A 12,545-nucleotide genomic window follows, 5' to 3' on the forward strand; every position below is an offset into this window, starting at 1 on the left:
ATTCGGTTGGGGTGTTGAAATGGAAGCGTATTTACATTTACAAAACGGCAAAACGTTTGTCGGCAATTTAGAAACGGCGTGGACGGGAGATATTGCGGGAGAAGTCGTCTTTTTTACAGGAATGACAGGATATCAAGAGGTGTTAACAGACCCGTCGTATAAAAATCAAATGATTGTTTTTACGTATCCGCTCATTGGAAATTACGGGATTAATGAAGTCGATTTTGAAAGCAAACAGCCGCATGTAAAAGCTGTCATCGTTTATGAAGCAGAAGAGACGGGACATCATTACGAAGCGGCCTATAGCCTCAAGCAATATTTGCAAAAATGGAACGTCCCCCTTCTTACGCACGTGGATACGCGAGCGGTTGTGAAACAAATTCGTGAACATGGGGCGATGCCTGCTGTCATTTCAACGAGCCGACAGGCGAGCGTGCAAATGGAGGAACGAGCGCCTGTTCCACTCGTTAGTACATCGGATGTACAAACGTACGGAGACGGTCATATGCATGTTGTTTTATTTGATTTTGGCTACAAAAAATCAATCGTTCAGTCGTTAATCGATTATGGGTGTCGTGTCACCGTCGTTCCGTACAATACGCCGTTCCAAACGGTTGAGCAACTCGATGCTGACGGGGTGTTGTTATCGAACGGACCGGGGGATCCGAAACAGTTGTCGCGTGAGCTACCAAATATTTTAGCTGTCATTGAACGGTATCCGACGCTTGCGATTTGTTTAGGACATCAGCTCGTGTCGCTCGCTTACGGGGGGGATACGGAAAAATTGCCGTTTGGGCATCGCGGGGCGAATCAGCCGGTATATGATGCGAAAACGAAAAAAGTGTTGATGACGTCACAAAATCACGGCTATGTCGTGAAAGCAGAAAGTTTAGCTCATACGCCGCTCTCTGTTCGGTTTATTAATGTGAACGACGGTTCGGTCGAAGGCGTTGTCCATGAAACGAAACCGATTTTATGTGTGCAATACCATCCCGAAGCGCATCCAGGACCGAATGATACGCAATTTATTTTTGCAGAATTTGTCGACATGATGAAAGCAGCAAGAAAGGAGAAAGTGTATGCCTAAAGATACAACGCTTCGCTCGATTCTTGTCATCGGTTCAGGGCCGATCGTCATCGGGCAGGCAGCGGAGTTTGACTATTCAGGAACGCAAGGTTGTTTAGCATTGAAAGAAGAAGGATACCGCGTCATTTTAGCAAACAACAATCCTGCGACAATTATGACCGATGAAGTGCATGCGGATGCGGTATATTTTGAGCCGCTGACCGTTGAAAATATGGAAAAAATTATCGCAAAAGAGCGACCCGATGGGCTGTTGGCTACGCTTGGCGGGCAAACCGGACTGAATTTGGCTTTTGCGCTCCATGAACGTGGTATTTTACAAAAATATAACGTTCGTTTGCTCGGTACACCGATTGAATCGATTCAACGTGGTGAAGACCGCGAAGCGTTTCGAGCGTTAATGTATGAATTAAATGAACCGGTGCCAGAAAGCGAAATTGTAACGACAGTTGAAGAAGCGGTGCAATTCGCAAAACAAATCGGGTTTCCGATCATCGTCCGTCCGGCATATACGCTCGGTGGAACAGGTGGTGGCATTGCCGAAACGATGGATGAGCTTGTTGACATTGTCACAAAAGGATTGCAGGAAAGCCCGATTACGCAATGTTTAGTGGAACGGAGCGTCGCGGGTTTTAAAGAAATTGAATATGAAGTGATGCGCGACCATACGAATACGTGCATTACGATTTGTAATATGGAAAATATTGATCCTGTCGGTATTCATACGGGCGATTCGATCGTTGTTGCCCCGTCGCAAACGTTGACGGATGTCGAATATCATATGTTGCGTTCCGCTGCGATTAAAATTATTTCGGCGCTTGGCGTTGTTGGTGGATGCAACATTCAATTTGCGCTCGATCCGAAAAGTAAAAAGTATTATTTAATTGAAGTCAATCCGCGTGTGAGTCGATCGTCTGCACTCGCATCGAAAGCGACCGGTTATCCGATCGCTAGAATGGCGGCGAAATTGGCGGTCGGCTATACGCTAGCCGAGCTTATTAATCCGGTGACGGGACATACGTATGCGAGCTTTGAGCCTGCACTCGATTACGTCGTCGTCAAATTTCCGCGCTTTCCGTTTGATAAATTTTCGTTTGCTGATCGTCGTCTCGGGACGCAAATGAAAGCGACAGGAGAAGTAATGGCGATCGACCGCAATTTCGAGCGAGCGTTGCAAAAAGCACTTCATTCGCTTGAGTTAGACCATATTGGCTTATATTCACTAACAATGGCGAAACAGCCGACGAAGGTGTTAATTGACATCGTAAAAACGGGAGACGATCGGCGCTTTTTTGCGATCTTAGAGCTGCTTCGGCGCGGCATGTCAACGGAGCAAATATATGAATGGACGAAAATCGATTTGTATTTTTTAACGCGTTTTGCTCAGCTCATTGCGCTTGAACAACGAGCGAAAGAAACGACGCTTCATTCGATTGATGAACAAACGTTTCGGACGTTAAAAGAAAAAGGATTTTCTGATGCGTATTTAGCTCATATATGGAACGTCGCTGAAAAAGATGTGCGCGAAAAAAGAAAAACATATGGCATTGTTCCAGCTTATAAAATGGTCGATACGTGCGCAGCAGAATTTTCAGCTGAAACATCATACTATTATTCAACCTATTTTGGCGAAAGCGAAGTGCAAACGAGCGACAAACCGAAAATGCTTATTCTCGGTTCAGGACCGATTCGCATTGGGCAAGGGATCGAGTTTGATTACAGTTCTGTTCATTGTGTGTACGCTTTGCAACAAGCGGGTTATGAAGCGATTTTAATCAACAACAATCCCGAAACGGTAAGTACCGATTTTACGGTAGCGGATCGTTTATATTTTGAACCGCTCACCGTCGAAGACGTATTAAATGTGGTGGAAGCGGAAAACGTTGAAGCGGTCATCGTGCAATTTGGTGGGCAAACGGCCATTAATTTAGCAAGCAAACTTGAAGCGTATGGCGTTTCCATCATTGGAATGAATAGCGATACGATCGATCAGTTGGAAGATCGGGAGCGTTTTTATACGTTGCTTCAATCGCTTGACATCCCGCACGTGAAAGGGGCGATGGCAAACGATGAAACGGAATTATGGAGAAAAGTAGAAGAAATTGGATATCCACTTTTACTTCGCCCATCGTATGTCATTGGCGGACGAGGAATGCATATTGTTCACGATAAACAACAGCTTTCTGCCCTTGTAGAGCAAGGCATCGTTTATCCTGTATTAATTGACGAATATGTGCGCGCAAAAGAAGGCGAGCTTGATGCGATTTGTGACGGATATGACACGTTTGTTCCGACGATCATTGAACATGTCGAAAAAACGGGGGTGCATTCGGGCGATAGTTATGCGTTGTTGCCTGCTCAATCGTTTACGAAAGAAGAAAAAGAAAAAATGATCGACTATACGAAACGAATCACAAAAAAGCTTTATTTTAAAGGATTAATGAACGTTCAGTTTATCGTACGAGACGGCGAAGTGTACGTATTAGAAGTGAATCCGCGGGCAAGTCGTACCGTTCCAGTTGTTAGTAAAGTGACAGGGGTACCGATGGTTCAACATGCGACAAACGTATTGCTTGGGAAATATTTGTCGGAAGACGTCAAACAAACGGTTTGTATTCCGTATGTTGTCTTAAAATATCCGGTGTTTTCGACATACAAACTGCCGGGTGTCGACCCGCTCGTTGGGCCAGAAATGAAATCGACAGGCGAAGGCATTAGCATCGCCAAAACGATCGAAGAAGCGGCATACAAAGCGTTTTATCCATATCTCGTGAAGAAAAAAGAGGCGCATGAAATATACGTCGATGCGCCAGCGGATGCGAAGTCGTTTATTGAACAAGCGCAACAACAAGGAGTAACGATTGTAACAGATGAGCCGTTTGAACAATGGATCGCGAAAAAAGAGGCGCTTGCGTTCGTTAGCTTTATGCGTGATGAACAAAGTGCGGGGCGAAGAAAACAAGCGCTCGCTCGCCATGTGCTCGTGTTAACGGAAGAAGAAACAGCGAAATTGTTTTTACAAGCATGGTCAAGTAAAGATTTTTCCGTTTGTTCGATTCAAGATTGGTTAAAAACAATAAGTGAAGTGGTGAGAAAATGAACATGACAGCAACCATTCAATTAAAAGGAAAAGATTTTTTAACGTTAGCGGATTATTCAAAAGAAGAAATTGAATATTTGCTTCATTTAGCTGTTGAATTAAAAGAAAAACAACGAAATGGGGAGCGGTATACGCCGTTGAGCGGCAAAACGTTGGCAATGATTTTTGAAAAGCCGTCAACGAGAACGCGCGTCTCGTTCGAAGTAGGTATGGTGCAATTAGGCGGACATGCGCTTCATTTAAGCAGTCGCGATTTGCAAATTGGGCGCGGGGAAACGATTGCTGATACGGCGCGCGTATTGTCCGAATATGTCAACGCCATTATGATTCGCACATTTGAGCACGAAAAAGTCGAGGAACTTGCTCATTATGCGACGATTCCAGTTATTAACGGGTTAACTGATGACGATCACCCGTGTCAAGCGCTTGCTGATTTATTGACGATTTATGAAGCGAAAGGAAAACTACAAGGACTAAAGCTAGCCTACATTGGCGATGGAAACAATATGGCACACGCATTAATGCTGGCTGCTGCAAAAGTCGGCATGCATTGTGCGGTCGCTTCACCGAAAGGATATGAGCCGAAAGAAGCGATTGTTAAAGAAGCGAAGCAGATCGCAAACGAAAGCGGAGCGACGATCGTTGTCACAAACGATCCGTACGAGGCGATTACTGATGCGGATGTCGTATACACTGATGTATGGGCAAGCATGGGGCAAGAAGCAGAAGCGAACGAACGGATGCACATATTTGCACCGTTTCAAGTGAATGAAGCACTCGTCCAAAGAGCGAAACAAGATTTTATGTTTTTACATTGCTTGCCAGCCCATCGTGGAGAAGAAGTGACGGAAGGTGTCATCGATGGAAAACAGTCGTACATTTTCCAACAGGCAGGCAATCGTCTTCATGCACAAAAAGCATTACTCGTTTCGTTGCTGTAGCATTTGGATGCCCATCCGTTATTTCTCATCATGTTTCCGAAGCCAAACGGACATATTATAAAATGATGAGACGATGAGGAGGGATACGGATGGGACAAAGTCGACATTTTCGTCCGGGACAAAAAGCACCTAACAACGGGATATATATTGAAATTGGTGAAACAGGGGATCAAGTAAAAAACCCGAAAAAATTAAAGCTAAAAGCAGGTGACCGTTTCCCTGAGACGTCAAATCATAATCGCATTTGGACGTACTTTCCAAAACCGTAAGCCATCCTTGCATAAGGGTGGCTTTCTCGTTATAATACGTAATAGATAAAGGTCAAATAAAGTCAAAGTCAAAGGGGTGAGAACGATGGAAATGACGGAAAAAGTGCAAGAGGCGTTCGGGCGTGCACAAACGCTAGCAACGGAAAATCAACATCAAGAAGTCGATGTTGAACACGTATGCATCGCGCTTTTTGAACAAGAAGATGGGCTTGCACGGCGCATATGCGAGAAAATGTCCGTTCCTGTTGCGGCGTTGTTAGATGAATGGAAAAAACAGCTGAATAAGAAGCCGCAAGTCATTTCGAGTTCAGAGGCGGGAAAAATATATGTAACAAATCGTTTACAACAATGGCTTGTGCGGGCAGAACAAGAAGCGAAACAAATGAAAGATGAATATGTATCGGTTGAACATTTGTTGCTTACGCTCGTTGATGATAAAGAAGCGAAACAAATATTGTCGCGCTACGGTATTGACCGAGAAAAGCTACTACAAACGATTATGGGAATAAGGGGGAATCAACGCGTGGTTAGTCCAAATCCGGAAGCTACATACGAAGCGTTGCAAAAATACGGTCGCGATTTAGTCGCAGAAGTAAAAGCGGGAAAAATAGATCCGGTCATCGGCCGAGATAGCGAAATTCGCCGCGTCATTCGCATTTTATCGCGCAAGACGAAAAACAATCCGGTCTTAATTGGGGAGCCGGGCGTTGGTAAAACGGCAATTGTCGAAGGACTCGCGCAGCGTATCGTCCGAAAAGACGTGCCAGAAGGATTGAAAGATAAAACGATTTTTGCGCTCGATATGAGTGCGCTTATTGCTGGTGCGAAATTTCGTGGTGAATTTGAGGAACGGTTAAAAGCGGTATTAAATGAAATAAAGAAAAGCGAAGGTCGCATCATTTTATTTATTGACGAACTGCATACGATTGTCGGTGCAGGGCGAGCAGACGGTGCGCTCGATGCTGGAAATATGCTAAAGCCGATGCTTGCGCGCGGGGAATTGCATTGTATCGGAGCGACGACGCTTGATGAATATCGTCAATATATTGAAAAAGATCCAGCGCTCGAACGTCGTTTCCAACAAGTGCTCGTCGAAGAGCCGACGGTCGAAGATACAATTTCAATTTTGCGCGGATTAAAAGAGCGATTTGAAATTCATCACGGCGTCAACATTCACGATGGGGCGCTTGTGGCGGCGGCAACGTTATCAGATCGTTACATTTCTGATCGGTTTTTACCTGATAAAGCGATTGACCTCGTTGACGAAGCGTGCGCGATGATTCGCACAGAGATTGACTCGATGCCAACAGAGCTTGATGAAGTAATGCGAAAAATGATGCAATTGGAAATTGAAGAAGCAGCGCTTAAAAAAGAACAAGACGAAGCGAGCAAACAACGCTTACAGGCGCTATCGCAAGAGCTGGCGAATTTGCGCGAAAAAGCAAACGCGATGAAAGCGCAATGGGAAAAAGAAAAAGAAGCGATTCAACACGTGCGCACGTTGCGTGAACAGTTAGAAAAAGCAAAGCGTGAGTTAGAAGAAGCAGAAAACAATTACGATTTAAATAAAGCAGCAGAACTTCGTCACGGACGCATTCCACAGCTTGAAAAGCAATTGAAACAATTGGAACAAAGTGAAAACGAACGACGCCTGTTGCGTGAAGAAGTAACGGAAGAAGAAATCGCGACAATCGTGTCAAAATGGACGGGCATTCCGACGACAAAACTCGTGGAAGGCGAGCGAGAAAAGTTATTGCGGCTTTCAAATATTTTACATGAACGCGTTATCGGACAAGACGAAGCTGTTGAGCTAGTGAGTGATGCGGTGTTGCGCGCGCGTGCAGGCATGAAAGACCCAAATCGTCCGATCGGTTCATTTCTTTTCCTCGGTCCGACAGGTGTCGGAAAAACAGAATTGGCGAAAGCGTTAGCGGAAGCGTTGTTTGATAGCGAACAACAAATGATTCGTATCGATATGTCGGAATATATGGAAAAACATGCAGTATCTCGTTTAATTGGAGCGCCTCCAGGATATGTTGGCTACGAAGAAGGGGGACAACTAACCGAAGCGGTGCGCAGAAAGCCATATTCGGTTATTTTGCTTGATGAAATTGAAAAAGCGCATCCAGAAGTGTTTAACATTTTACTGCAAATGTTAGACGACGGTCGCATGACGGATTCGCAAGGAAGAACGGTTGACTTTAAAAATACAGTCGTCATTATGACGTCCAATATTGGCTCGCACACGTTGTTAGAAGCGGTCGATGCGCATGGGGAGGTAAACGAAGAAGCGCGCGAACAAGTGTTAAAACAGTTACGTGCGCATTTTAGACCAGAGTTTTTAAACCGCATCGACGATATTGTCTTATTTAAGCCGTTAACTGTACGTGAAGTAAAAGGCATTGTAGAGAAGTTTATCAAACAATTAGAAGAACGGTTAGCGGAGCGTCACATCACAGTCACGTTAACGGACGAGGCGAAAACGTACATTGCGACACATGGGTTTGATCATGTATATGGTGCTCGCCCGCTCAAACGGTTTATTCAAAAACATATCGAAACGAAGCTTGCGCGTGAAATTGTCGCTGGGCATATCGGAGACTATAACGCGGTGACGATCGATGTCGAAGGTGATCAATTAGTTGTAAAAAAAGGATAAACGGACAGATGCCGTTTATCCTTTTTTTAATGATGGACAGGGTCGTTTGGAATAAGTTGCGCGATTAACAAAATGAGAACGGTTGCAATGACTGCCAATGTTGTACCGGTTGCGAAATGGTACGCCACACCGATCATGGAGCTAACGACGTATGTCAACATGTTGACTAATAAAAACGTCCAAAAAAACGTCCAAAAAATGCGCATATAACTCCCTCCTTTGCACTCTTTTTTTATCTTAACATAAATGATGGATGTGCGAAAACGAAAAATTATAACGCCTAGTACACGCAAAAGAAAATCGCATACGATATATTGTACAATGATGTGCTTAAGGTGGACGATTATGACAGATAAGCAACGATTTTTCCAATTTAGCGAGCAATGGTGTGCGATTCATGTTCCAGATCGACCGAACGGATTTGGTTTACTTCTTTTAGGGGACGTTTCTCACTTTGTCGACGATAAAACGAGCTTATGGATGCAACATGTTGGAAAAAACAAGTTGTTGCACGATTTATTACAACATGGATATACGATTTTTTATTCGCATTTGTACGGTGCCAATTGGGGAAGTCCAAAAGCGGTGAAACTAGCGAAGCAGCTAATTTATTATGTGCTAAAAACAGAAATTTTAAATGAACGCATTTATGTGTTGGCGGAAGGAATGGGGGCGCTTGTCGCTTTGCAATTAATGAACGATTTGCATGATCAAATACGTGCAATTGCGCTATTAAATCCTTGTTTACATTTACAGGCGCAACTGCAATATGAAAAAGAACATAAATTTTTTTATAAACGGTTGTTGCGTCAACTCAAGGAAGCGTATGGGCAAGAAGAAGTTGAACGATGGCTTCCACCACTTTATCCGCCGATTGTGCCGATGAAAATTTGGCAAGTATCAGGCATAAATCCATATCCACCAACGATTCATGCACGATCATATGCGCAAACATACGGTGTTCCTGTGTCCTATCACTTGCCGGAAAAAAAATATACGTTTGCCCAAGCGATTCATGCATTTTATGCACGATATAATGACGTATAGTCCCCATACCCGTGGGGATTTTTTCTTTACCGATCAGAAAGAAAGCAAGTAAAATAAAAAATGAAACAGAAAAAGGAGTGTTGCATGTTGATGTGGCGATATACATATTTCATTTTTGCACTACTTTTTATGTTAGTTTCTTGCGCTCCTGCTCAATTATCATCGGGACATGTACAAAAGGTTGGTTTGCTCGTTTCGGATACGATCGACGATCAAGTGTGGGGAACGAAAGGATATAAAGGGTTGCTTCGTATTCAAGCGAAGTTTGGAGCGGACGTGTTTTATCGTGAAGGGGTCAACTCGAAGGCCGCTACGGCACATGCGGTGAAAGAGTTTCACCGAAAAGGAGTCAATTTAATTTTTGGGCATGGAAGCGAGTATGGACAATATTTTCATGATCTTGCGGACAAATATCCAGATATTCATTTTGTATTTTTTAACGGAGAGGCGAAAAAGAAAAACGTCACAAGCTTCAATTTCCAAGGACATGCGATGGGCTTTTTTGGCGGCATGGTCGCAGGACATATGACGAAAACGAATAACATTGGCGTGATTGCTGCATTTGAATGGCAGCCGGAAGTGGACGGTTTTTTCGAAGGAGCGTTATATGAAAACGAAAATGCCCATGTCGACGTTGAATATGTGCAAAATTGGGATGACATAAATACAGCTTTGGCGATTGCTGAGCGGATGATCGCAGATGGCGTAGATGTCATATATCCCGCTGGCGATAAATTCAGCGTGCCGATTATTGAAAAAATGAAAGAATATGGGCTTTATGCGATCGGATATGTAACAGACCAAGCAGATCTAGGGGAACGAACAGTGCTGACAAGCACCGTCCAACATGTCGACGAACTGTATGAACTCGTTGCGAAAAAATTTATAGATGGAAAGTTAAAAGCTGGGACGACATATGTCGACTTTCAAGACGGTGTCATCGAACTCGGCACGTTTAGCCCATTTGTCGAGGAATCGTTTCAGCAAAAAATAAAAAAAGCGATTACGCGATATAAAGCAACGGGAAAATTGCCGAATGAGTAAATGAGGTGTCGAGTAAGCACCTCATTTTTTTATTGCACGAAACGAAAAAAGAAAGTAAAATTAGTACCAAGTAATAAAGTTTGATAATAAAAGGAGACGATATTTCCGTGAGTGCAGGAATTATTGGAATTGGACGATACTTGCCGGAACGTATTGTGACGAATAAAGAATTAGAACAACGTATGGATACGTCCGATGAATGGATTCGGACGCGCACAGGCATTGAAGAGCGGCGCATTGCGTCAGACGATATCGATACGTCCGATATGGGCTATATCGCAGCAAAGCGCGCGCTTGATGATGCGGGCATTTCGCCAGAACAAATTGATCTCATTTTAGTAGCAACGGTGACGCCAGATCGCGCTTTTCCATCTGTCGCATGTATGTTGCAAGAAAAGCTTGGGGCGGTGCGTGCGGCAGCGCTTGATGTGAGCGCAGCATGCGCAGGATTTATGTATGCGATGGTGACCGCGAAGCAATTTATCGAAACGAATACGTACAAATATGTGCTTGTTGTAGGTGTGGAAAAATTATCAAAAATTGTTGATTGGACGGATCGCAACACAGCGGTGTTGTTTGGAGACGGCGCAGGCGCTGTCGTGATGGGAAAAGTGTCTGAAGGTCGTGGTATCGTGTCGTTTGAGCTAGGAGCGGACGGTACAGGCGGAAAATATTTATATCAAGACGATTTTGTTGTGATGAACGGACGAGAAGTGTTTAAGTTTGCGGTGCGTCAAATGGGCGAGTCGTGCATTCGCGTATTAGAAAAAGCAGGATTGACGAAAGCAGATGTTGACTTTTTAATTCCGCATCAAGCGAATATTCGCATTATGGAAGCGGCGCGCGAACGGTTAGAGCTCCCAATCGATCGCATGTCGATTACGGTCAATAAATACGGAAATACGTCCGCTGCATCGATTCCGATTTCGCTCGTTGAAGAAGTAGAAGCTGGACGCATTCAAGATGATGATCTCATCATTATGGTCGGCTTTGGCGGTGGATTAACGTGGGGAGCTATTGCGTTGCGTTGGGGCAAATAACGATGTATGATGAAACAAAGGAGTGATGTGTGATGGAAAAAAGACGAGTCGTCGTCACGGGATTAGGGGCTGTCACACCGTTAGGACATGATGTGGAAACGACATGGAAAAACATCGTGGCAGGACAATCGGGCATCGGTCCGCTTACACGGTTAAATGCGGACGATTTTCCTGCGAAAGTGGCGGCAGAAGTGAAAGATTTTCAAGTCGAACAATTTATTGATAAAAAAGAAGCGCGCAAAATGGACCGTTTCACGCAATATGCGGTCGCTGCTTCGATGATGGCAGTAAAAGATGCAAATTTACAAATTACGGAGGATAACGCTGCGCGCGTCGGCGTATGGATCGGTTCAGGTATCGGCGGGATGGAAACGTACGAAGAACAACTGAAGACATTTTTAGAAAAAGGGTATCGTCGCGTCAGCCCGTTTTTCGTTCCGATGATGATTCCAGATATGGCGGCCGGACAAGTGTCGATTATGCTTGGAGCGAAAGGAATAAACTCATGTACGGTGACCGCCTGCGCCACAGGAACGAACTCGATTGGCGATGCGTTCAAAGTAATTGAACGTGGCGACGCCGATGTGATGATTACAGGCGGAACAGAGGCGCCGATTACACATATGGCGTTTGCAGGATTTAGCGCTGCAAAAGCGCTCTCGTTTAACCCTGATCCGAACACAGCATGCCGTCCGTTCGATCAACATCGTGACGGATTTATTATGGGCGAAGGGGCAGGCATTATTATTTTAGAAGAACTCGAACATGCGTTAAAACGTGGTGCACGCATTTATGCAGAAATTGTCGGCTACGGTGCGACAGGCGATGCGTATCATATTACCGCGCCAGCACCGGGCGGAGAAGGCGGCGTCCGCGCGATGCGCCAAGCGCTTCATGATGCGAACATGCGACCAGAAGACATCGATTACATTAACGCACATGGAACGAGCACAGAGTATAACGATAAATACGAAACGATGGCGATTAAAGAAGTATTTGGTGAACATGCGTATAAACTAGCGGTCAGCTCGACAAAATCGATGACAGGGCATTTGCTCGGGGCAGCAGGGGCTGTTGAAGCGATTTTCTCCGTGTTATCCATTTACGATGGCGTTATTCCGCCAACGATTAACTATGAAACACCAGATCCAGAATGCGATTTAGATTACGTACCAAACGTTGCCCGCAAACAAAATGTGCGTGCTGTATTAAGCAACTCGCTCGGTTTTGGTGGCCATAATGCGACGATCATTTTCAAAAAATATGAAGGATGAGGCTTTCCTCATCCTTCAAAGTGTTGAAAAAGTGGGGAGTCAAGAAAAAGTTCACTTTCCTCGTGAATTTTTTCTTCTTTTCTTTTT

Annotated in this window: 10 protein-coding genes; 9 read left to right on the forward strand and 1 reads right to left on the reverse strand. The window is 44.5% G+C overall.

What is annotated here, in order from left to right; translation table 11 throughout:
* Nucleotides 1–19: 19 nt before the first annotated feature.
* The 5 genes from LD028_RS04890 to clpB all read left to right on the forward strand — a co-directional run bounded on the left by LD028_RS04890 (nucleotide 20) and on the right by clpB (nucleotide 8,053).
* The gene (locus tag LD028_RS04890) at nucleotides 20–1,087 is read left to right on the forward strand and encodes a carbamoyl phosphate synthase small subunit (RefSeq protein ID WP_237811133.1); all 1,068 of its coding nucleotides are present in this window, start codon (nucleotides 20–22) and stop codon (nucleotides 1,085–1,087) included.
* Nucleotides 1,080–4,184 carry a carbamoyl-phosphate synthase (glutamine-hydrolyzing) large subunit gene (locus LD028_RS04895; protein ID WP_237811134.1) on the forward strand — a complete coding sequence of 1,035 codons (3,105 nt, stop codon included), beginning with the start codon at nucleotides 1,080–1,082 and terminating at the stop codon, nucleotides 4,182–4,184. Before LD028_RS04890 ends, LD028_RS04895 begins: the two co-directional genes overlap by 8 nt.
* Complete coding sequence (argF, locus tag LD028_RS04900; protein ID WP_237811135.1) at nucleotides 4,181–5,125, forward strand: ornithine carbamoyltransferase; 945 nt, start codon at nucleotides 4,181–4,183, stop codon at nucleotides 5,123–5,125. Before LD028_RS04895 ends, argF begins: the two co-directional genes overlap by 4 nt.
* A gap of 89 nt (nucleotides 5,126–5,214) precedes the next feature.
* A complete protein-coding gene (locus tag LD028_RS04905; protein ID WP_003395421.1) occupies nucleotides 5,215–5,394 on the forward strand; it encodes a YjzC family protein in 180 nt (59 codons plus the stop codon).
* Nucleotides 5,395–5,479: 85 nt separating this feature from the next.
* Nucleotides 5,480–8,053, forward strand: a complete 2,574-nt coding sequence (clpB, locus tag LD028_RS04910) for an ATP-dependent chaperone ClpB (RefSeq protein WP_255706400.1) — start codon at nucleotides 5,480–5,482, stop codon at nucleotides 8,051–8,053.
* 26 nt (nucleotides 8,054–8,079) lie between these two features.
* Here clpB and LD028_RS04915 read toward each other — a convergent pair whose 3' ends face one another.
* Nucleotides 8,080–8,259, reverse strand: coding sequence for a YjzD family protein (locus LD028_RS04915; RefSeq protein ID WP_006318851.1), 180 nt, complete (start codon nucleotides 8,257–8,259; stop codon nucleotides 8,080–8,082).
* Nucleotides 8,260–8,398: 139 nt separating this feature from the next.
* Between LD028_RS04915 and LD028_RS04920 the strand changes: the two genes are divergently transcribed.
* The 4 genes from LD028_RS04920 to fabF all read left to right on the forward strand — a co-directional run bounded on the left by LD028_RS04920 (nucleotide 8,399) and on the right by fabF (nucleotide 12,458).
* Complete coding sequence (locus tag LD028_RS04920; RefSeq protein WP_171699829.1) at nucleotides 8,399–9,100, forward strand: hypothetical protein; 702 nt, start codon at nucleotides 8,399–8,401, stop codon at nucleotides 9,098–9,100.
* Nucleotides 9,101–9,184: 84 nt separating this feature from the next.
* Complete coding sequence (locus LD028_RS04925) at nucleotides 9,185–10,144, forward strand: BMP family ABC transporter substrate-binding protein (protein WP_370642763.1); 960 nt, start codon at nucleotides 9,185–9,187, stop codon at nucleotides 10,142–10,144.
* A 107-nt stretch (nucleotides 10,145–10,251) separates the two neighbouring features.
* Nucleotides 10,252–11,184: a beta-ketoacyl-ACP synthase III gene (locus LD028_RS04930; RefSeq protein ID WP_006318848.1), complete on the forward strand. Its 933-nt coding sequence runs from the start codon at nucleotides 10,252–10,254 to the stop codon at nucleotides 11,182–11,184.
* Nucleotides 11,185–11,216: 32 nt separating this feature from the next.
* Entirely contained in the window at nucleotides 11,217–12,458 is a 1,242-nt protein-coding gene (gene fabF, locus LD028_RS04935) for a beta-ketoacyl-ACP synthase II (protein WP_077427639.1), read from the forward strand.
* Nucleotides 12,459–12,545: the final 87 nt, after the last annotated feature.

This window comes from Anoxybacillus sp. LAT27, assembly GCF_022030075.1.
GTDB lineage: Bacteria > Bacillota > Bacilli > Bacillales > Anoxybacillaceae > Anoxybacillus > Anoxybacillus kestanbolensis.